An 18,991-nucleotide genomic window follows, 5' to 3' on the forward strand; every position below is an offset into this window, starting at 1 on the left:
CGGAATGCCGAGATACCGTCGTAAAAAAAGCGCTGCTCAAGCGCTTTTTTTTATGCGCTTCATTCAGTGCTGCAAATGCCCGTACAGCTTGGCATAGAGCCCGCCATCGGCGATCAGCTGCTGATGACCACCGTCTTCGGCAATGCTGCCGCCATCGAATACCAGCACCCGGTCGGCCTGCTTAACCGCGCTGAGGCGGTGAGCGATGATCAGTGTGGTGCGCCCGTGCAAGAACTGGTTGAGCGCTTGGTGCAACGCGTATTCAGTAGCGGCATCGAGGGCCGACGTGGCTTCGTCGAGAATCACGACCTTGGGCTCGGCCAATACCATGCGGGCAATGGCCAGACGCTGACGCTGACCTCCCGACAAACGCACCCCCGAACGCCCGACTATACTGTCCAAACCTTGCGGCAACAGGCGCACCGTGTCCGCCAACTGGGCGATTTCCAAGGCACGCCAGCATGCATCGTCGCTCCGCTCGCGGCCCATACACAGGTTCGCGCGCACACTGTCATTGAACAGCGCCGGGTGTTGCAGCACCACGGCGACGTTCTCGCGCACACAGTCCAGGCCGATCTCCTCCTGGCTGCTGCCGCCAAAGCGGATGGTCCCGGCCTGCGGCGTATAGAGCCCAAGGAGCAGTTGTACCAGGGTACTTTTACCGCCGCCGCTGGCCCCCACAACGGCAACCTTCTCGCCCGGCGCAATGTTCAGATTGAGTTGATCCAGCACCCATTCATCGCCGTACGCAAAGCTCAGTCCGGTGATCTGAATGCCGACGGTATCGCGGCCCTTGAATGGATCAACCCGAGCGGGGTACTGCGGCTCGTCGGCGCGGGCGAGCAACTGGTTGATCCGGGTCAAGGCGCCGCCAGCGGCGTAGAAGGCGTATTGCAGACTGAGCAGTTGCTCGACCGGGCCGATCATGAACCACAGGTAGCTGAACACCGCGAGCATCTGACCAATCGACAGGTCGGAGAACAGCACCGTGAGCATCGCCGCCGCGCGGAATACATCGATGCCGAACTGGAACAACAGGCCGCTGGCGCGGTTGGACGCGTCGGTCTTCCACTGCGAAGCCACGGCGTAGTCGCGCACCTCCTTGGCGCGTCCGCCAAGACGCCCGAGAAAGTAGCCCTGGCGATTGCCGGCTCGGATTTCCTGGATCGCTTCCAGGGTCTCGGTCAGGGCCTGGGTGAAGTGCGAGGTGCTGTCGTTTTCGAGCTTTTTCAGGTGCTTGACCCGCTTGCCCAGCAGCACCGTGGCGTAGATGACCAAGGGGTTGAACAGCAGAATCAGCAGCGCCAGTTGCCAGTGCATCCACAGCAGGATCGCCGAGGTGCCGGCCAGAGTGAGCATGGCCACCAGAAAACGACTCATGGTCTCGCCGACGAACTTGTCCAGGGTTTCCAGATCGGTCACCAGGTGGGCGGTCACCGTACCGCCACCCAGGCTTTCGTATTCGCCCAGTGAGATACGCTTGAGCCGCTCGATCAGGCGAATGCGGATGCGGTAGACGATATCCTTGGACAAGCGGGCAAACAGCCGGGCTTGCAGCACATTGAAGATCAGTGCACTGCTGCGCAGCAGCAAGGTCACCACCAGCATCAGGCCGATGTAGCCAGCCGCCACCTGCCACTCGGGCGGCAGAAAGTTGTTCATCACTTGCAGCGCTGCGTCGCCATCCTTCAGCAGCACTTCGTCGACCAACAGCGGCAGCAACAGCGGAATCGGCACACTGCACAAGGTCGCCAGAACGGCGACCAGGTTTGCCAGAATCAATGCTTTCTTGTGGTGCAAGGCCAGCCGGCGAATTTCTGCCCAGCTCAAGCGGTCAGGCATGGCTCGCGCGCTCCAGCCAGCGCGCGAGCATTGGCTCCAGCACTTCGAGCGGCTGATACCCATTGGTCAGCAGCGCGAACTGACCATTGTGCTCGGCCAGCAAAGTCGGAAAGCCGGCGATCCCCAGGCGCTGAACCCAGCGAAAATCTTCGGCCGTGGCTTCACGCTGGGCAGCGCTGTCGAAGGCCTCGGCAAACACGATGCGCGGGATGCCGGCACGCTCGGCCAGCGCCACCAGGACGCTGGCGCGGGTGACATCGACACCCTCGGTGTAAAAGGCCTCCTGGATCAACTGGGTCAATGCCCAGACGCTCTCAGGGTCGAGGTTGCGTGCCGTGACCAAGGCGCGGCACGCCGGCTCGGTGTCGTACACCAGGCCCACCGGCAAGCCATCGGTAAAGTTGAACAGCTGTCCGGTGCTGGCGTTGACTGCCTGCCAATACCCCAGATAACGCACTCGCGCCGCTGCGTCGATGGCCACACTGTCGCGGCGCAGACCGCCGGCTACCAGATCCAGACCGACGCCCGCCGCATCTGCCTGCTTGGCGAGGGCGTCGAGCACCGGGGCGAAACCCCAGCACCAGGAACACATCGGGTCCATCACGTAGCGCAAGCGAGCCTGCATACCTAGCCCTCGTTGGTTTGACGCGGATTGTAGCCAAGCGGATGGGGCAGGTTGCGGGCCTTGGCCAGCTCGATCTGCTTCTGCCGTTCGCGGGCACCGGCACGGGTTTTTTCCGGTAGCGAATCCCAGCAATGCGGGCAGCTGACACCTGGGGTATAGAACTCGGACTGGCGATCCGCCACCGAAACCGGGGTACGGCAGGCGTGGCACTGGTCGTAGTCGCCCTCGCTCAGGTCATGCCTGACGGTGACCCGGTTATCGAAAACGAAACAGTCGCCGCGCCATTTGGTCTGCTCCTCGGGCACCTCTTCCAGGTACTTGAGAATGCCGCCCTTGAGGTGGAATACCTCCTCGAAACCCTCGCCGAGCATATAGCTCGAAGCCTTTTCACAGCGAATGCCGCCGGTACAGAACATGGCGACTTTCTTGTGTTTGCTTGGGTCGAAGTGCGCCTTGATGTATTCGGGAAACTCGCGAAATGACTTGGTCTTCGGGTCGACCGCGCCCTCGAAGGTACCGATCGCCACTTCGTAATCGTTGCGCGTGTCGATCAGCAGCACCTCGGGGTCGCTGATCAGCGCGTTCCAATCCTTGGGCTCGACATAAGTGCCGACCCGCTGGTTGGGATCCACCCCGTCGACCCCCAGGGTGACGATTTCCTTCTTCAGCTTGACCTTGGTGCGATAGAACGGCTGCTCATCGCAGTACGATTCCTTGTGATCGATATCGGCAAGGCGCGGGTCCAGGGCAAACCAGGCGAGCAAGCCGTCGACGCCGGCGCGGCTACCGGACACGGTGCCGTTGATGCCTTCTTCAGCGAGCAACAGGGTGCCCTTGATGCCGTTATCCAGCATGGCGTTCAGCAGCGGTTCGCGCAGCGCGTGCAAGTCCGGCAGGGAGACGAACTTGTACAGCGCCGCCACAACGATTTTGTCTGTCATGGAGATGTCCTTCAGTAGTCGCCCACGTAAAGGGCGGACTGGGCATGGGAAACGCCGGGGATGCCGGCGGGCGAGCAGTTTAAGGCGCCAGAGCGCCTTCGTGTAGGGTCAAAATGTCTCAGCGCCGATCAGGCAAAATTCAGGCAGCCGGAACCACTCAGCTCAGGCGCTGCCCCCTTTGCAGGTAGGTGAAACCGGCGCGATGCCCTGCTCTGTCCATTCCTGCGGAGTGTAGGTGTGCAGCGCCAGCGCGTGCAGCTGGCCCATCAGGTCGCCCAGCGCGGCATAGGCTTTCTGATGACGCTTGACCGCGTTCAGCCCGGCGAACTGGTCACTGACGATAACCGCCTTGTAATGGGTTTCCAGGCCGCGGCTGTGCATGTGGCTTTCATCAAGCACCTCGAGGTGCTCGGGCTGCAATGCGGCAAATGCGTCTTGAAGTTGGGTGAGTTTCGACATCGGTGCTTCCTCAGGGCTGCTTCGCTTCCAGTTCGCGGGTCATGTCGTCGAGCAGTTTATTGACCTGCGGCACGGCATTGTCCAGCTTGCTCTGGGTCAGTTGCGCCGACTCGGCGGTCAGGGTCGGCATTTTTTGCAGGACTTTCTGACCCAGTGGCGATTCGTAGAACGCGATCAAGTCTTTCAGCTCCTGCTCGTTGAAGTTGCGGGTGTAGAGCTTGACCATGTCGGGCTTGAGTTTGTCCCAGCCGACCGCGCTGTTCAACGCGACGTTGGCCTTGGCCTGGTAGCTCTCCAGCAGTGCCTGCTTGCTCTGCGGCGCATTGGTTTCGGCGAAGCGCTGGGCGAACATCTGCTGCACCTGGGCAAACACCGGTACCGCCAGCTTGTCTGCATGGGCCAGCTGCAGAAAGCGCTCGGCGTCGGCCGCATGGCTGCTGGCATCCGCTAAGGCGAGCGGGCTGCACGCCAACAACAGTGCGGCGGAATAGGCAGAGAAACGAGGCATCGGGTGCTCCTGAAGGCATGAGGTGAGTCGGTTCGACCCATTGGCCGGCCATTTTGTGCCCTTCCCCCGCGCCACTCAAGCGCAGGCAGGCGTGCGCAGTGTCACATTTGCCCTGCCTACTGGCGCACTGCCTCCCGAAAGACCAAAATGCCAGCACTTGCCCTCTCGCGGATGCCTGGGCACTCTCCTTTGACTGCTGTTCTGTCTTGCGTCGTGGGCCACCGCCACCTGCGATAACCACACATGGACGTGTCCAATGACAAGTTTTGCTCTTCCACAGCCTGCATTACCAATGGCGCTGTGCGACGCCAAGGGGCGCCTCAATCCGGAGGCGATCGGCTGGTCCGCCCGCCCCCAGGTGAACTGCGTCATCGCGACCCACTGGGGCCGACGTAAGCGCTGGAATCACTGGTGCATCACCACGCCGGACTGGATGCTCTCGCTGACCCAGGCCGACCTCGATTACGTGGGCTATGGCGCGGCCTATTTTCTCGATCTGAATACCGGCGAAGCGGTTTCCCACAGCCAGGTGCGCCTGCTGGGACGCGGCAGCCACCTGCCCGACCTGCCGCAAGTCAGTCACGAATTCGAACACCCGCTGCTGCAACTGCGCGTGGCGGAACATCCCGGGCGGGCTCGCCTGACCGTTTCGGCACCGTCGATCGGCGGCAAACATCTGCAGGTCGCCCTGGATATTCAGAGGCCTACCCACCTCGAATCGGTAAACCTGGTTGCGCCGCTGGGCCCGCGCGGCTTCCACGCTACCTGCAGGCAGATGGGCCTGCCAGTCAGCGGCAGCGTCCAGCTGGACGATCAGCACTACAGCTGCCCCGTGGGGCATAGCTTTGCTGCGCCGGATTTCGGTCGTGGCGTCTGGCCCTTGTACAGCCACTGGACGCGCGCGGCATTCGCCGCTCCAGGCGGCATCGCCGGCAACTTCGGCTCCGGCTGGACGGATTACAGCGGCCTCTCGGAAAACGCGCTGTGGTTCGGCGGCGAGCTGCTGCATCTCGACCAGCCGGTGACCATCGAACAGAACCCGCAAGGAGGCCTGGCACCCTGGCGGCTACATAGCGCCGACGAACAGGTCGATCTGCTGTTTACGCCTCGTCAATTGCACCACGTACATCCCCGCATCGGCCCGTTCTATGCCGACACCCAGCAATGGTTCGGTCATTATTCAGGGGTGCTGCGTGGGCCCGCCGGGGAACGGGTGCCGGTCGAAGCGGCGTTGGGCTGGCTCGGCACCACCCACTCGCGCTGGTAAACCTTCGGAGCCAGGCGACCGATTGAACCTGCAGGCGACTGTGGCAGCCTAAACTGGCGCAATCGCATCCGGAGAATCCTATGAGCCGTATCGAAACCGACAGCCTTGGCCCCATCGACGTCCCGGCAGAAGCTTACTGGGGCGCGCAAACCCAGCGCTCGCTGATCAACTTCGCCATCGGCGACCAAACCATGCCGCTCGCGGTCCTGCACGCCCTGGCGCTGATCAAGAAAGCCGCGGCGCGGGTGAACGACCGGATCGGCGAACTCGCGCCGGACATCGCCCGCCTGATCGAACAGGCCGCCGATGAGGTGCTCAGCGGCCAGCACGACAATCAATTTCCCTTGGTCGTCTGGCAAACCGGCAGCGGCACGCAAAGCAACATGAACGTCAACGAAGTGATTGCCGGCCGTGCCAATGAGCTGGCCGGTGGCGCCCGCGGCGGCAAGAGCCCGGTGCACCCGAATGACCACGTCAATCGCGCGCAAAGCTCCAACGATTGCTTCCCGACCGCCATGCACATCGCCGCCGCACAAGCCGTGCTGCACGAGCTGCTACCCGCCCTCGCCGAGCTGCGCGACGGCTTGGCAGACCAGGCCGAACGGCATGCCGATCTGGTGAAAACCGGGCGCACCCACATGATGGATGCCACCCCCATCACCTTCGGCCAGGAACTCTCGGCGTTCGTTGCCCAACTCGAACACGCCGAGCATGCGATTCGCGCCTGCGTACCGGCCGTTTGCGAACTGGCCCAGGGCGGCACTGCGGTTGGAACCGGATTGAACGCACCGAACGGCTTCGCCGAAGCCATCGCCGCTGAGCTGGCCGCGCTGAGCGGTCTACCACTGACCAGCGCGCCGAACAAGTTCGCGGCGCTGGCAGGCCACGAGCCCCTGACCAGCCTGTCCGGTGCGCTGAAAACCCTGGCCGTGGCCTTGATGAAGATCGCCAACGACCTGCGCCTGCTTGGCTCAGGCCCGCGCGCAGGCTTTGCCGAAGTGCGCCTGCCGGCCAACGAGCCCGGTAGCTCGATCATGCCGGGCAAGGTCAACCCCACCCAGTGCGAAGCGCTGTCGATGCTCGCCTGCCAGGTCATGGGCAACGACGTCACTATCGGCTTTGCCGCAAGTCAGGGGCATCTGCAGCTCAACGTGTTCAAGCCGGTGATCATCTACAACCTGCTGCAATCCATCCGCCTGCTGGCCGATGGCTGCCGCAACTTCCAGCAGCACTGCATCGCCGGCATGCAACCCGACGGCGCGCAGATGGCCGCGCACCTGGAGCGCGGCCTGATGCTGGTGACCGCGCTGAACCCGCACATTGGCTATGACAAGGCCGCCGAAATCGCCAAGAAAGCCTATGCCGAGGGCCTTACCCTGCGTGAAGCAGCGCTGGCGCTGGGCTATGTGACCGATGAACAATTCGATACCTGGGTACGTCCGGAAACCATGCTGGGAGCAAGGAAGCATGACTGAAGCAAAAAGCGGCGCGACACCTAACGAAGGCGATGGCAAACGCATTTTGATGATCCTCGGCAACCCCAAGGGCACCAGCCTGTGCGGCGCCCTGGCTGAAGCCTACGCCCAGGGCGCGCGGGAAAAGGGCCACGTGGTGCGGCAGTTGAAACTGGGGGAGCTGAGCTTCGATCCGATTCTGCGCGACGGCTACGAGCAGAGCCAAACCCTGGAACCGGACCTGCTCGAGGCACAGCGGCAGATCCACTGGGCCGAGCACCTGGTGTTCGTCTACCCGGTCTGGTGGGGCGGTATTCCGGCGCTGCTCAAGGGCTTTTTCGACCGCACCTTCCTGCCCGGTTTCGCCTTTAAATACCGCAACCGTTCGCAACTATGGGACAAGCTGCTGAGTGGGCGAACGGCCGATCTGCTGGTCACCATGGATACCCCGCCCTGGTATTTCCGCTGGATCTACGGAGCGCCCGCGCACCGGCAGATGACCCGCACGATACTCGGCTTCAGCGGCATCAAGACCCGCCGTCTGAGCGAGTTCGCACCCGTACGACCGTCGTCAGAAGCCCAGCGTCAGGACTGGCTGCGCAAGGCACAGAAACTGGGCAGCCGTGCCTGATGAGCGCCGTGAAGTGTTGATAGCGCACACATAGGCGCTATTAATTAGCCCAGCACTTCACTCAACGGGATAAACCGCAGGCTGTCGCCGATGGCCAGCGTCGTGCCTTCCAGCACCTCGGCAAATCCTTCCGCCCAGGCCGCGCTGCGCAGCACGCCGGAACTCTGGTTCGGATAAGGCAGTACCTGACCATTTTCCAGCCGCGCCCGCAGGTATTCGCGGCGCGCGCCGGGCTTGCTCCATACGAAACCGGCGGGCACCTTGAAGCCCAAAGGAGCGACCCGTTGCACACCAAGCCGGCGCAGCAGATACGGCCTAGCAAGCAGCGCAAATGTCACCAGAGTCGACGCCGGATTGCCCGGCAGGCCGATGACCGGAACCCCGCGAAAGTGGCCACAGGTCAAGGGTTTTCCCGGTTTTATCGCCAGCTTCCAGAGTGCCAATTCACCCTCTTCGCGCAGCACCACGCCGAGAAAATCCGCCTCGCCCACCGATACACCGCCGGTGGAAAGAATCAGATCGACATCCGCCAGGGCCGCAAGCGCCGCTCGGGTCTGCTGCAGATCATCGGGCAGGATGCCGGCATCGACTGCCTCACAACCGAGGCGGTGGAGCCAACTGATCAACAGCCGGCGATTACTGTTATAGATCTGCCCTGGGCCCAGTGCCTGCCCCGGCTCCACCAGTTCGTCACCGGTCGACAACACCGCGACCCGTAGCCGCCGACGTACCAGCAGATCGGCGCAACCAAGGGATGCGGCTAGACCCAGTTCGATCGGGCCCATCCGCGTACCGACGGGCAATACTTCATCGCCGATGCGGGTTTCCTGACCCTGCAGGCGGACGTTCTGGCCCAGCTTCAGCGGCTCACTGAAAGCGACTCGACCATCGTCGGCCAGGGTCGTGTTCTCCTGCATCTCCACCGTGTCGGCGCCGAGCGGCAAGGGCGCGCCGGTAAAAATCCGCGCACAGGTGCCGGGCTGCAGTGGCAGCGGTGCACTACCGGCTTGAATACGCTGGCTGATCACCAGGGGCTCACCGGTCCAGTCGGCCAAGCGCAAGGCATAGCCATCCATGGCGCTATTGGCCCACGGCGGTAAATCCAGTGTGGCAATCAGGGATTGAGCCAGTATGCGCCCTTCGCCGTCAGCCAGGCTCACCCGCTCCGTTTCGTTGATCGGAGCCGCTTCGGCCATCGCAAAGAGGCGCTCAAGCGCGGTCTCAACCGGCATCAGTCCTGGCTGGTCGCAGCTGCTCATCCACGACTCTCGCAGGCGTCGGCTTGCTTGAGGTGAGGGACGAAATTGCAGGGGCGATGGCGTGCGTCCAGCTGCTCGCCAAGAATGCCATCCCAGGCGGTGCGGCAGGCATTGGTCGAACCCGGCAGACAGCAGACGAGGGTGCCATTGGCCATGCCTGCGAGTGCCCTGGACTGTACAGTGGAGGTGCCGATATCAGCCACGGAAACCTGCCGGAACAGCTCGCCAAAGCCATCGACCAGCTTATCCAGCAGACAGGTAACCGCTTCGGGTGTGCTGTCGCGGCCGGTAAACCCGGTTCCGCCCGTAACCAGCACCACCTGCACCTGGTCTTCGGCAATCCAGGTAGCGACCTGGGCGCGAATCTTGTACAGGTCGTCCTTGAGCAGAACCCGCGCTGCCAAGTTATGCCCGGCTGCCTGCAGGCGATCGACGAACAGCTGGCCGGAAGTATCGGTATCGAGGGCGCGGGTGTCGCTGACGGTAAGAACGGCAATGTTGAGCGGCACGAATTGCGCCTCGGCCTTGTGGCTCATGGCAGGCTTCCTGTTGTTCTGAAGAGTGCCCGATGTTATATCACAGCCCCACCCTTCGAGGCTCTGCCATGCCGCTTGCAACCCCACGACCGCCTTGCTCCGTGCTCCTTCTGGCTGGCGGGCGCGGGCAGCGCATGGGCGGCCAAGACAAAGGATTGCTGAAATGGCGCGGCCAACCGCTCATTCGCTGGATGCACGCGATGACCCGCACGCTGACCGATGACCTGATCATCTCCTGCAACCGTAACCAGGAGCGCTATGCGGCGTTCGCCGACCGCCTGATTGAGGACGAGCAACACGATTTTCAAGGTCCGCTCGCGGGCATACGCGCCGGCTTGAGCGTGGCGCGCCATAGTCAGATGTTGGTGCTGCCATGCGATGCACCGTTGCTTGATGGTGCGCTGCTGAATGCACTACTTGGCAAAGCGGGGGAGCGGCCGGTGGTGGTGCGCCAAGGGGACTACTGGGAGCCGCTGTTCTGTGTGCTGCCCACTGCGCTAAGTGCTCATCTGGAGCGCGCCTGGCTTGCCGGAGAACGCAGTCCGCAGCGCTGGCTGCGTCAGTTGAACCCCAGCGAGGTGATCTGTGAGCCCGCGGACCCGCGGCTGGCCAACTTCAACACCCCGGAACTGCTGGCGAACGGCGTGGATGGCAGCACATCATGAACTTAGCCGCCGGACGGGCGTCAGACTCGTTAACCAGGCTTAATACCTTTGCTAATCACCCATGGAGATACAACATGAATCATCGGAGCCTTTCCGCACTGCTGCTCGCTTTCGGCATGGTTGCTCTGGCGGGCTGCTCGTCGCCGACCGTCATCACCTTGAATGACGGCCGTGAAATTCAAACCGTCGACCAGCCGGAGTTCGACGAAGACTCGGGCTTCTATGAGTTCGAGCAGCTCGACGGCAAGCGCTCCAAGGTCAACAAGGACCAGGTGCGTACCGTTAAAGAGCTGTAATGAACGCAACAAAAAAGCCCGCCTGATTAGGCGGGCTTTTTTGTTGTGACGGCGTATCAGGTTGATACTCAGGATTGGTCGGAGAGACAGGATTCGAACCTGCGACCTTCTCGTCCCGAACGAGACGCGCTACCAAGCTGCGCTACACTCCGAATAGGCCGAATTGTACTGAAAAAGTTTTGCTCCACAAGGGGTTAGCTTCGAATTTTTCAGCCGGTATTTCTTCTGATAACGCCTAGCTGAATGGCCTCTCAGGTTGAATTCACTCCCCCTAGCCGCGCGCCATGCAGCGCTGGCGGCGTTCGTTGACTCGATTGGCAAACCAGGCAGTGGTGAGCTTGCGGGTAATCTTCGGACTTTCCAGGGTGATGCGCGGCAACACTGCCCGGGGCAAGGGTTTGCCTTCGAGTGTCTCGCTCAGCTCGAATACCCGCTCGTAGAGTTTGCTGGTCTCGAATGCGAGCCCCTCGCCCTGTTCCAATGCGCGCCTGATAGCGGCATCGCTCATGCGCAATTGCTTGCCCAACGTGCGCACCGCCAGTTCAGTGGCGCCCGGCGTGCGTGAGCCATGGCGAATCAGATCGCCATCCAAGGCCAGCGGAATGCCCGAGGCCAGGCTGACTGCCTGCTGGAACGCCGCATTGCGGCTGGCATACCAGCCGGCGTTGAAGTCGGCGAATCGATACAGCGGTTGCGAGTAATTCGCCGGGTAACCCAGCAGGTGAGCGATGCCGAAAAACATACCGCCCCGGCGGCTGAATACTTCCTGACGCACCGACTCGTTTACCGGATAGGGATAACGCTCTGCGTTGGCTTCGGCAAAGGCAATGCTGACCTGCATCGGCCCTCCCGTGCGCACCGGGTTGTGGTTGCCGAACAGCTGTTTGCCGAGCGGGACCATGCCGATGAAGTCGTCGAAGATCGCGCCCATATCCCTTTCGGTACGCACGGCATCCAGGCGCTTGCTGTAGCTCTTGCCATTCGGCGATTCGATTCGCAGCGCCGAACTCACCAGAAATTCCGGGATATGCAGCTGCCGGGCGCGGCGCTGGATTTCCTGTCGCGCAATCTTCGCCAAGCCAGGCACAGGCGGGTCAACCTGATAGGTCGACTCCTGCTCGACAACGGCCAGCACCGAACAGATGTTTTCGCGGGTGGGTGCAATATCTTGGGCGAACAACGCCACCTGGATATCGGTCGCCCAGCCCGCACGATCAGCGACGGTTGCTGGTATCAGCCGGACGATCTCGGCGCGTACCTCAGCCGGACGCGGCGGTGGTGTGTTCTGGGAACGGTGCGAGGTGCAGCCGGCCAGCATCGCAACGGCGAGGCCGACTACGCCAACGTGACGCAATGGTTTCATCGAAAGGTCCTGTAGGCCCGTCCACGGGAAGCCCGAACTGGCTGCGCGGCAAGAAACCTTGAGACCTGCTGCTGGCCAGGCCGTTCATGCCGTCTTGCCGCTGGCACCGCAGCCACCACGGACCTGCAGACGTCCAGCATTCCGGCGATTACTCCAAGCTTTGAAAAGCGCGCACCAACGCCTTGCTCAGGTCCACCGTGGAGAACTTGGTCAACACGTCGTTGGCACCGACCAAGCGCGCCTTCTCGGTGTTCATGGTGCTGTCCAGCGAGGTGTGTAGCAGTACGTAGGTGTTGCCGATGGTCTGGCTTTTGCGAATTTCGCGGACCAAGTCGTAGCCGTCCATCTCCGGCATTTCGATGTCCGAAACCAGCACTTCGATCGGGTAGCCGGCCTCGGCCTGGCCCAGCAGCATTTCCTGGGCAGCGGCCGCGCTTCTGACGGCCTGACAATCAAGGTCGAGCTTGCGCAAGGTATTGAGAGTCTGCTGCAGGGCCACGTGGGAGTCGTCGACGACCAGCACCCGACGCCCCATCAACAGCTTGCGCTCAGCCTCGCTGAGCATGCGTTCATCAAGCTCTTCGGGCACTGCCGGAACAATTTCGTGCAGCACCTTTTCGATGTCGAGAATCTGCACGATGACGCCATCGATCTGGGTAACCCCGGTGATGAACGCCTTGATTCCCGAGCCTGCGGGTGGCGGGCGAACGTCGCGGGTCGAGCACTGGACGATCCGCTCCACGCTCTGCACCTGCAGCCCCTGCCTGGAACGGCTTAATTCGGTAACGATCAGGCAGCCATCCCGGTTGTCATCGCGCGCGGGCTCGCCAACCGCGCGCGCCAGGTCGATCACCGTGAGCGACATGCCCCGCAGTGAGGCCACTCCCCGCACATGGGGATGACTGCTCGGCAGCTTGGTCAGCTGCGGGCAAGGAATGATTTCGTTGACCTTAAGCAGGTTGATTCCCAACAGCCTGCCGCTGTGCAACCGGAACAGCAGCAGCGACAACGCATCTCCCTGTACTAACGCCATGACCACAATCCTTCTAGAGAAAATGCTTGATCAGCTCGCCTCAACCTACGTGCTCTCGCGCAAGAAGTTCACCACCTGGTCGGCATCGAACGGCCAGTCCAGCTCAGCGCCCGTGTCGCAGCGGCGCAGCACCGGGATGCGCAAGCCATAGGCTTCGAGCTGACTTTCCTGTTCGGCGATATCAACCAGCTCGACCAGGAGCCCATGCTCAACAATGGGCATTAAAATCGCTTCTGCAACCTCGCAAAGATGACAGCCGAGCGTGCCGAACAATTGGCATTCGGGGAGCATGAGCCGGCCTCCATAAACCGTGAAGGCTGCAGTTTAGCACTGGCTCAGCTGGTCGCCGGGCCCTCGCCGCTTTGCGCCAGCGTGGAACCGAGCAAGCCTTGCAAACCATCAAGCAGTCGATTGTTGAGTTGTTCGGCCTTGTCCAGCCGCGGCGCGTCAAAGCGCTCATCCAAGGAGAAGCCGCCTTTGAGCAATTCCTGCAAACCACCTTTGCCATCTTCAAGCAGCTTGGTGCTGTTGCGCAGCGCGTCGAGCATGCTTTGGGCGTAGTCGAGCAGCGAGCTGTTCACTGCACTGGCAGCCTGGCCACCCTGCTCCGCCACGGTGCTGTACGCGTCCGTGGACTGACGCACGCTGGTCTGGGTCAGGCGCAGCGACATCGACGCAAGCTGCTCGCCGTCCATGTCCAGCGCCATGGCGCGGTCGAACGCGCCGGACAGGTCGCCGGCATAGAATTTGTTGGACAGGTCCTGCACCTGACCAAACAGCTTCTCCAGGGCGGCGCGCTCCTGTTCATCCAGTTCGCCCTCGACATCGACCTGCCAGCCGCCAATCTGCATGCTGCCGCTCTGGCTGCTACCCACCACGGCTGACGAATCGCCATTACTCGCGGCTGCAACCCCGGTTTTCGACCAGTTGGCCGACGCCTGGGCAACCGATATCTTCAAGCGGTCACCGTCACGGGTGGTGACCTGCATCTCGAAGGTTTCCGCTTGCGCGGTAAAGCGCTCGCTGTAGGACGCAATGCCTGTGGTGTTGGTGGCGGGGGCGGCAGCGGTCGGGTTGAATTTTCGATCCAGGGCGGCCAGGCCATCCTGAAGACGCGTGTAGGTGTCGTCCATATCAGTGGCGACTTTGCCTTTATAGGCGTTCATGCTGTCGATGATCTTGCGCGCCTCGGCGAAACCTTTTTCCACACCCTCGCGCGCCTGCCCCAGCAAGTTCCGCAGTTTGGCCGGATCGGCGCCCCCGGCCGCCTCTGTCTCCAGGCGCTGCTCGATAAAATCGAGGATGCGCCCGGCGACTTTTTCCGGGGTGTAGTCATTGCTTTTACCGTCCAGCGAGCCTGGCTCGAGGCCAAGCCGCTCAGCCAGGCGATTGGCCAGCAATTTTTGCGCATCGTCGGCATTGCGCACGACCGGATGATTGCTCACGGGAGTGGAGCGTGAAGCGGACGAAGTCAACGAAGGCAGGGTATTCATGGCGAGTTACCTTGAAAGGAACGTTTGCCACTTTGACGGCCCAAACAGGCAAACCTTGAGGCTAAATTCAACGGCGCCGACCAACGGTGCTGGGCGCCGCAGCGTCAGGCCGGTGCGGTAATCGCAACGTCGAGCAGACGTTCGACGGCCGCCTTGGCCTGTACAGCCTGCTGCCCGGGGCCATACAGGTGCGCCATGCTCAGCGCACCTTCAAACAGGAATTGCAGCTGCGCCGCCAGTTGCTCGGGTTGCTCGACCCGCATGGACGTCAATGCGCCCGTGAAGAACTGCAGCAACGAGCGTTTGTGCTCGGCCGCCTGCTGATGGATCGGGTGATCGCGCCGCTGGAACTCCGCCGCCGCGTGCAGAAACAGGCATCCGCAGAAGCCCTGCTCGCTCAGCCAAAGATGCAAACCATCGAACACCGCAAGCACGGCCGCACGCGGCTGCAGACCAGCCAGTGCCTGCTGCATACGGGCGCTGAGCTGTTCGTGCTGAGTCTGCAGGACCGCGAGAATCAGCTCGTCCTTGGACTTGAAATACTTGTAGAGCGTCATCTTCGCGACTCCCGATTCGGCCAGGATGCGGTCGATGCCGGTGCTGTGATAACCCTCGCGGTAGAACAGCTCAAGCGCGGTATTGAGCAACTGTTCGCGTTTATTTGATGCCATGTGAAACCTCCCAGGGCGGCCATTATGCGCAAGGTCGATCAGCAGGTCTTTAGCGCAAGGACAAAATCATTGCTTGAAATATACAGACCTGTCTGTCTATTATCCAGACAACCTTCACCGCACTGGAGCATCACAATGCAGCTTTACGACCTGGACCTGTCTGGCAACTGCTACAAAGCCCGTCTGCTGTTGAGCCTGATTGGTCAGCGCGCCGACCTGCTTTCCCTCGACCTGCGCGCCGGCGAACACAAACAGGCGGCCTACCTGGCGATCAATCCACGCGGGCAGATCCCGGCGCTGGTCGATGGCGAACTGCGACTGGGTGACTCCCAGGCGATTCTGGTTTACCTGGCGCGCCGCTATGCCGATGAAAGCTGGTACCCGCTAGACCCGATCAGTCAGGCGCGCATCGCCAGTTGGCTGAGCTTCGCTGCCAACGAAATTCACCACGGCCCGGCCACGGCCCGGCTCGGCAAACTGTTTGCGCTACCCGTCGATCACGATGCCGCCCACAGCAAAGCGGTCGCAGCCTTGCGCTTGCTCGATGAGCATTTGGCGGAGCACCGCTGGCTGGCCCAGGGCTCGCTGCCGAGCATTGCCGATATCGCCGTTTACCCCTACGTCGCCTTGGCAGGCGATGGCGACATCGACCTGGCGCCCTATGCTCATCTCCATGGCTGGTTCGCTCGCATCCGCGCCCTTCCCGGCTATATCGGCATGCCTGGGCTTTGACCGCCAAGGAGTAACCATGAACAGCCCCTTCCATCCCGGCGAACAAGCCATCCAGACGCGCCTGGGTGTGCGCGACAAGCTCGAGCAAATCGGCCAACGGGTCATCCGCGACCATATGCCCGAGCAGCACCGCACGTTCTTTGCCGCGCAGCCCTGGTTGCTGGTTGGCAGCCGCGGCGCGGATGGTCAGCCCCATGCATCCGTTCTGCATGGGGCGCCGGGCTTTGCCTATTCGCCACAAGCGGATCAATTGCGTGTCGATGCAGTAATTGATGCTGACGACCCCCTGACCACGCAGGTGCAGGAAGGCGCGCTGCTTGGCGTGCTCGGGCTGGAGCTGCCGACGCGCAGGCGCAATCGGCTGAATGGCGAGATCATTCAGCGCGACGAGCAGGGCTTTACCCTGCAAGTGCGTCAATCCTTCGGCAACTGCCCGAAATACATCCAGGCACGCGATTGGCACGCCGTGCCACGCCAGGCGGCCGGCATGGTGCAGGGCAGCGGCCTTGATCAGCGCTGGCGGGCCTTGCTCAAGCAAGCCGATACCCTATTTATCGCCAGCCACAACGCCGGCACCGCCAATGGCGGCGTGGACATGTCCCACCGCGGCGGTAACCCGGGCTTTCTCGAGCTGGCTGAAGACGGTCGCCTGTGGCTGCCCGATTACAGCGGCAACCTGATGTTCAACACCCTTGGCAATCTGCTGCTGGAACCTCGCTGCAGCCTGTTGCTGATCGATTTCACCACCGGCGACCTGCTGCATTTGCAGGCTCGCGCGGAGCTGCTCTGGCCCGAACAGATCGCCGCCCGTGGCCAGGTTCTGCCGGTCGGCGCCGAGCGGGTAGTCGCCCTGACGCCGGGCAACTGGCTGCTGCGCAAAGCACGCTTGCCACTGGCCTTTGGCCAAGCGCAACCCTCCCCTTTCCTGCCGTCGCAAGGACATTGACCATGCCTGCACCTCGACTCTTGCTGGCCGTGCTACTCAGTCTCGCCAGCCTCTGTAGCGAAGCCGCCGGGCTGCGCTTCAGCCTGGTAAAAACCGCAGAAACCAGAACCCTCGATGCCTTTACCGTGGCCGGTGGCAAGTGGACGGAAACCGCAGTCGCCAGTCATATGGCCGTGCTGATCGAGCACCACGCGGCAACGCTGCTGTTCGACACCTCCCTGGGGCGTCAGGTCGACAGCCAGTTCGCCAGCGAAATGCCTTGGTATGACAAGCCGCTGCTGCAATACGGCGCGGTGCAGCCGGTGCGCGACCAGCTGGACCGCGACGGCATTCGTGTCGACCGCATTCTGTTGTCCCATGCCCATTGGGACCATGCTTCAGGGCTGGCCGATTTCGCCGAGGTGCCGGTGTGGGCGCCCTATGAAGAGATCGAGTTCATTCATATCGCCACGCCGCCGGCGATCCTCCCCAGCCAGTTCGCCCACACGATCAAGTGGGTGCCTTACGGATTTGCGGCGCAGCCGTTCATGGGCTTCAGCGATAGCCATGATCTGTTCGGCGACGGCAGTCTGGTGTTGGTGCCGATGCGCGGTCACACCCCAGGGTCGGTCGGGCTGTTCATCACCCTTGAAGACGGACGGCGGTTTTTCTTCACCGGCGACGCCAGCTGGCGACTCGAAGGCTTCACCGGACCCAGGGAGAAGTTCTGGATCAGCCGCAACATGGTCGATAACGACCGCGAGGAAACGCGTCAGGTATTGCAGCACGTCCATCAGTTGATCAAGCGCGAACCGGCACTGGTAGTGGTCCCGGCGCACGATGCCCAGGTGCAGCAGCAACTGGGCTATTACCCGAAGTGGACCGAGTAGTCAGTTATAAAGCACAGGTGGATTTGGCGTGCCGACTAAAGTCTAAAGGTCTGTTTGCGTGCCGCATGGTTTATTTCACAGCGCCGTAACAGGCCGGTTACAAACCGGACCGCACACCAATGAGGAGACAACAATAATGAGTAAAACTCCGCTAGCCCGTGCCGTGGCGCTTGCCACCCTGGGCGCCAGCCTTGCCCTGCCTGCCGTGGCTCAGGCCGCGTTCCTTGAGGACAGCAAAGCGAGCATCGAAGCGCGCAATTTCTATTTCAACCGTGATTTCCGCGAAGACGCCGGCCAGTCCAAGCAGGAAGAATGGGCGCAGGGCTTTCTGCTGCGTCTGGAATCCGGCTACACCGAAGGCACCGTCGGTTTTGGCGTCGATGCCCTGGGCACCCTGGGCTTCAAGCTGGACTCCGGTGACGGCACCTCCGGCAGCGGCCTGCTCAACCCGGATCGCTCCGGCGGTTCGCAGGACTACTACGGCGGCCTGGGCCTGACGGCCAAGGCGAAGATCTCCGAAAGCGTGCTCAAAGTCGGCTCGCTGCAGCTGAAGAACCAGGCCATCGGTTCCAGCGACAGCCGCCTGCTGCCGCAGGTGTTCCGCGGCGGCAACATCGTCTCCAAGGACATCGCCGGGCTGACCCTCGACGCCGGTTACCTCGACGAGGTCAACAACCGCAACTCCGCCGATTACGAAGACATGACGCTGAATCAGTTCACCCTGAGCGGAATTACCTTCGGCGGCAATCCCAACCAGTCGAACGAGTTCATCTTCGCCGGCGGCAACTACAAGCTCACCGACAGCCTCACCGGCGGTTACTACTACAGCAACCTGGAGGACATGTATAAGCAGCATTCCTTCAACCTGGTGCACGTGCTGCCACTGGGCGACAAGCAGTCGCTGAAAACCGACCTGCGCTACGCCCGCTCCACCGATGACGGGGTGAGCAATGTCGACAACAAGGCCTTCGGTGCGATGGTTACCTACGCGCTGAGCGGCCACAGCCTCGGCCTCGGCTACCAGAAGATGAGCGGCGACACCGGCTTCGCCTACGTCGGCGGTACTGACCCGTTCCTGGTCAACTACGTGCAGATCGGCAACTTCGCGGCCAAGGACGAAACTTCCTGGCAGGCGCGTTACGACTTCAACTTCGCCTCCATCGGCATTCCCGGCCTGACCTTCATGACCCGCTACCTGACGGGCGACAACATCGACCGCGGCGCGCTGGCGGATGGCAAGGAATGGGAACGCAACATGGACATCGCCTATGTGGTTCAGGAAGGCACCTTCAAGAACCTCGGCCTGAAATGGCGTAACGCGACCATGCGCAACAACTTCGGTCGCGATATCGACGAGAACCGTCTGATCGTCAGCTACACCCTGCCGCTGCTGTGACAGGC

At 62.1% G+C, this 18,991-nt stretch carries 21 protein-coding genes and 1 tRNA gene; 9 read left to right on the forward strand and 13 right to left on the reverse strand.

The features are described from left to right. Positions 1-63: 63 nt before the first annotated feature. The 5 genes from ACX0MV_RS09840 to ACX0MV_RS09860 all read right to left on the reverse strand — a co-directional run bounded on the left by ACX0MV_RS09840 (position 64) and on the right by ACX0MV_RS09860 (position 4,375). Positions 64-1,842 carry an ABC transporter ATP-binding protein gene (locus tag ACX0MV_RS09840; RefSeq protein WP_458982307.1) on the reverse strand — a complete coding sequence of 593 codons (1,779 nt, stop codon included), beginning with the start codon at positions 1,840-1,842 and terminating at the stop codon, positions 64-66. Beyond that, positions 1,835-2,467 carry a DsbA family protein gene (locus tag ACX0MV_RS09845; RefSeq protein ID WP_458982308.1) on the reverse strand — a complete coding sequence of 211 codons (633 nt, stop codon included), beginning with the start codon at positions 2,465-2,467 and terminating at the stop codon, positions 1,835-1,837. Before ACX0MV_RS09845 ends, ACX0MV_RS09840 begins: the two co-directional genes overlap by 8 nt. A gap of 2 nt (positions 2,468-2,469) precedes the next feature. After that, complete coding sequence (gene trhO / locus ACX0MV_RS09850) at positions 2,470-3,408, reverse strand: oxygen-dependent tRNA uridine(34) hydroxylase TrhO (RefSeq protein ID WP_458982309.1); 939 nt, start codon at positions 3,406-3,408, stop codon at positions 2,470-2,472. Between the two features lie 162 nt (positions 3,409-3,570). Next, entirely contained in the window at positions 3,571-3,867 is a 297-nt protein-coding gene (locus ACX0MV_RS09855) for a BolA family protein (RefSeq protein ID WP_458982310.1), read from the reverse strand. Positions 3,868-3,877: 10 nt separating this feature from the next. Beyond that, on the reverse strand, positions 3,878-4,375 hold the full coding sequence (locus ACX0MV_RS09860; RefSeq protein WP_458982311.1) for a DUF2059 domain-containing protein: 498 nt from the start codon (positions 4,373-4,375) through the stop codon (positions 3,878-3,880). A gap of 256 nt (positions 4,376-4,631) precedes the next feature. Here ACX0MV_RS09860 and ACX0MV_RS09865 point away from each other — a divergent pair, with 256 nt between their 5' ends. The 3 genes from ACX0MV_RS09865 to ACX0MV_RS09875 all read left to right on the forward strand — a co-directional run bounded on the left by ACX0MV_RS09865 (position 4,632) and on the right by ACX0MV_RS09875 (position 7,727). After that, on the forward strand, positions 4,632-5,642 hold the full coding sequence (locus tag ACX0MV_RS09865; RefSeq protein ID WP_458982312.1) for a DUF2804 domain-containing protein: 1,011 nt from the start codon (positions 4,632-4,634) through the stop codon (positions 5,640-5,642). An 80-nt stretch (positions 5,643-5,722) separates the two neighbouring features. Continuing rightward, positions 5,723-7,117, forward strand: coding sequence for a class II fumarate hydratase (locus ACX0MV_RS09870; protein WP_458982313.1), 1,395 nt, complete (start codon positions 5,723-5,725; stop codon positions 7,115-7,117). After that, the gene (locus ACX0MV_RS09875) at positions 7,110-7,727 is read left to right on the forward strand and encodes an NAD(P)H-dependent oxidoreductase (protein ID WP_458982314.1); all 618 of its coding nucleotides are present in this window, start codon (positions 7,110-7,112) and stop codon (positions 7,725-7,727) included. The genes ACX0MV_RS09870 and ACX0MV_RS09875 overlap by 8 nt, the downstream gene beginning before the upstream one ends. 44 nt (positions 7,728-7,771) lie before the next feature. Here the strand turns inward: ACX0MV_RS09875 and ACX0MV_RS09880 are convergent, their stop codons facing one another. Together ACX0MV_RS09880 and moaB are read right to left on the reverse strand one after the other, a co-directional pair. Beyond that, a complete protein-coding gene (locus ACX0MV_RS09880) occupies positions 7,772-8,986 on the reverse strand; it encodes a molybdopterin molybdotransferase MoeA (protein WP_458982315.1) in 1,215 nt (404 codons plus the stop codon). Beyond that, on the reverse strand, positions 8,983-9,522 hold the full coding sequence (gene moaB / locus ACX0MV_RS09885; RefSeq protein WP_458982316.1) for a molybdenum cofactor biosynthesis protein B: 540 nt from the start codon (positions 9,520-9,522) through the stop codon (positions 8,983-8,985). Before moaB ends, ACX0MV_RS09880 begins: the two co-directional genes overlap by 4 nt. Positions 9,523-9,590: 68 nt before the next feature. Here moaB and mobA point away from each other — a divergent pair, with 68 nt between their 5' ends. Together mobA and ACX0MV_RS09895 are read left to right on the forward strand one after the other, a co-directional pair. Further along, positions 9,591-10,187, forward strand: coding sequence for a molybdenum cofactor guanylyltransferase MobA (mobA, locus tag ACX0MV_RS09890; protein ID WP_458982317.1), 597 nt, complete (start codon positions 9,591-9,593; stop codon positions 10,185-10,187). 74 nt (positions 10,188-10,261) lie between these two features. Then, positions 10,262-10,483, forward strand: a complete 222-nt coding sequence (locus ACX0MV_RS09895) for a YgdI/YgdR family lipoprotein (protein WP_458982318.1) — start codon at positions 10,262-10,264, stop codon at positions 10,481-10,483. Positions 10,484-10,558: 75 nt separating this feature from the next. Here ACX0MV_RS09895 and ACX0MV_RS09900 read toward each other — a convergent pair. From ACX0MV_RS09900 to ACX0MV_RS09925, 6 genes are all read right to left on the reverse strand, one after another. Beyond that, a tRNA-Pro gene (locus tag ACX0MV_RS09900) sits at positions 10,559-10,635 on the reverse strand. Positions 10,636-10,754: 119 nt separating this feature from the next. After that, entirely contained in the window at positions 10,755-11,846 is a 1,092-nt protein-coding gene (locus ACX0MV_RS09905; protein ID WP_458982319.1) for a DUF1615 domain-containing protein, read from the reverse strand. Positions 11,847-11,994: 148 nt separating this feature from the next. Next, entirely contained in the window at positions 11,995-12,879 is an 885-nt protein-coding gene (locus ACX0MV_RS09910; protein WP_458982320.1) for a chemotaxis protein CheV, read from the reverse strand. Between the two features lie 45 nt (positions 12,880-12,924). After that, positions 12,925-13,170 carry a glutaredoxin family protein gene (locus tag ACX0MV_RS09915; protein WP_458982321.1) on the reverse strand — a complete coding sequence of 82 codons (246 nt, stop codon included), beginning with the start codon at positions 13,168-13,170 and terminating at the stop codon, positions 12,925-12,927. A gap of 44 nt (positions 13,171-13,214) precedes the next feature. Then, positions 13,215-14,372, reverse strand: coding sequence for a DUF5610 domain-containing protein (locus ACX0MV_RS09920; RefSeq protein ID WP_458982322.1), 1,158 nt, complete (start codon positions 14,370-14,372; stop codon positions 13,215-13,217). A gap of 104 nt (positions 14,373-14,476) precedes the next feature. Further along, positions 14,477-15,043 carry a TetR/AcrR family transcriptional regulator gene (locus ACX0MV_RS09925; RefSeq protein WP_458982323.1) on the reverse strand — a complete coding sequence of 189 codons (567 nt, stop codon included), beginning with the start codon at positions 15,041-15,043 and terminating at the stop codon, positions 14,477-14,479. Positions 15,044-15,178: 135 nt separating this feature from the next. On the opposite strand from ACX0MV_RS09925, the gene ACX0MV_RS09930 reads away from it, so the two are divergent. The 4 genes from ACX0MV_RS09930 (at position 15,179) to ACX0MV_RS09945 (ending at position 18,986) form a co-directional block, all read left to right on the forward strand. After that, entirely contained in the window at positions 15,179-15,775 is a 597-nt protein-coding gene (locus ACX0MV_RS09930; RefSeq protein ID WP_458982324.1) for a glutathione S-transferase family protein, read from the forward strand. A gap of 16 nt (positions 15,776-15,791) precedes the next feature. Further along, on the forward strand, positions 15,792-16,721 hold the full coding sequence (locus ACX0MV_RS09935; protein WP_458982325.1) for a flavin-nucleotide-binding protein: 930 nt from the start codon (positions 15,792-15,794) through the stop codon (positions 16,719-16,721). A gap of 2 nt (positions 16,722-16,723) precedes the next feature. After that, positions 16,724-17,590, forward strand: a complete 867-nt coding sequence (locus ACX0MV_RS09940) for an MBL fold metallo-hydrolase (protein WP_458982326.1) — start codon at positions 16,724-16,726, stop codon at positions 17,588-17,590. A gap of 136 nt (positions 17,591-17,726) precedes the next feature. Continuing rightward, positions 17,727-18,986: an OprD family porin gene (locus ACX0MV_RS09945; protein WP_458982327.1), complete on the forward strand. Its 1,260-nt coding sequence runs from the start codon at positions 17,727-17,729 to the stop codon at positions 18,984-18,986. Positions 18,987-18,991 lie beyond the last annotated feature (5 nt).

The organism is Pseudomonas cistanchae, from assembly GCF_054483635.1.

Bases quoted from the DNA above. Each gene is read 5' to 3' on its own strand.
- ACX0MV_RS09840 (WP_458982307.1), bottom strand. From the start codon at position 1,842: ATGCCTGACCGCTTGAGCTGGGCAGAAATTCGCCGGCTGGCCTTGCAC.
- ACX0MV_RS09845 (WP_458982308.1), bottom strand. From the start codon at position 2,467: ATGCAGGCTCGCTTGCGCTACGTGATGGACCCGATGTGTTCCTGGTGC.
- trhO (WP_458982309.1), bottom strand. From the start codon at position 3,408: ATGACAGACAAAATCGTTGTGGCGGCGCTGTACAAGTTCGTCTCCCTG.
- ACX0MV_RS09855 (WP_458982310.1), bottom strand. From the start codon at position 3,867: ATGTCGAAACTCACCCAACTTCAAGACGCATTTGCCGCATTGCAGCCC.
- ACX0MV_RS09860 (WP_458982311.1), bottom strand. From the start codon at position 4,375: ATGCCTCGTTTCTCTGCCTATTCCGCCGCACTGTTGTTGGCGTGCAGC.
- ACX0MV_RS09865 (WP_458982312.1), top strand. From the start codon at position 4,632: ATGACAAGTTTTGCTCTTCCACAGCCTGCATTACCAATGGCGCTGTGC.
- ACX0MV_RS09870 (WP_458982313.1), top strand. From the start codon at position 5,723: ATGAGCCGTATCGAAACCGACAGCCTTGGCCCCATCGACGTCCCGGCA.
- ACX0MV_RS09875 (WP_458982314.1), top strand. From the start codon at position 7,110: ATGACTGAAGCAAAAAGCGGCGCGACACCTAACGAAGGCGATGGCAAA.
- ACX0MV_RS09880 (WP_458982315.1), bottom strand. From the start codon at position 8,986: ATGAGCAGCTGCGACCAGCCAGGACTGATGCCGGTTGAGACCGCGCTT.
- moaB (WP_458982316.1), bottom strand. From the start codon at position 9,522: ATGAGCCACAAGGCCGAGGCGCAATTCGTGCCGCTCAACATTGCCGTT.
- mobA (WP_458982317.1), top strand. From the start codon at position 9,591: ATGCCGCTTGCAACCCCACGACCGCCTTGCTCCGTGCTCCTTCTGGCT.
- ACX0MV_RS09895 (WP_458982318.1), top strand. From the start codon at position 10,262: ATGAATCATCGGAGCCTTTCCGCACTGCTGCTCGCTTTCGGCATGGTT.
- ACX0MV_RS09905 (WP_458982319.1), bottom strand. From the start codon at position 11,846: ATGAAACCATTGCGTCACGTTGGCGTAGTCGGCCTCGCCGTTGCGATG.
- ACX0MV_RS09910 (WP_458982320.1), bottom strand. From the start codon at position 12,879: ATGGCGTTAGTACAGGGAGATGCGTTGTCGCTGCTGCTGTTCCGGTTG.
- ACX0MV_RS09915 (WP_458982321.1), bottom strand. From the start codon at position 13,170: ATGCTCCCCGAATGCCAATTGTTCGGCACGCTCGGCTGTCATCTTTGC.
- ACX0MV_RS09920 (WP_458982322.1), bottom strand. From the start codon at position 14,372: ATGAATACCCTGCCTTCGTTGACTTCGTCCGCTTCACGCTCCACTCCC.
- ACX0MV_RS09925 (WP_458982323.1), bottom strand. From the start codon at position 15,043: ATGGCATCAAATAAACGCGAACAGTTGCTCAATACCGCGCTTGAGCTG.
- ACX0MV_RS09930 (WP_458982324.1), top strand. From the start codon at position 15,179: ATGCAGCTTTACGACCTGGACCTGTCTGGCAACTGCTACAAAGCCCGT.
- ACX0MV_RS09935 (WP_458982325.1), top strand. From the start codon at position 15,792: ATGAACAGCCCCTTCCATCCCGGCGAACAAGCCATCCAGACGCGCCTG.
- ACX0MV_RS09940 (WP_458982326.1), top strand. From the start codon at position 16,724: ATGCCTGCACCTCGACTCTTGCTGGCCGTGCTACTCAGTCTCGCCAGC.
- ACX0MV_RS09945 (WP_458982327.1), top strand. From the start codon at position 17,727: ATGAGTAAAACTCCGCTAGCCCGTGCCGTGGCGCTTGCCACCCTGGGC.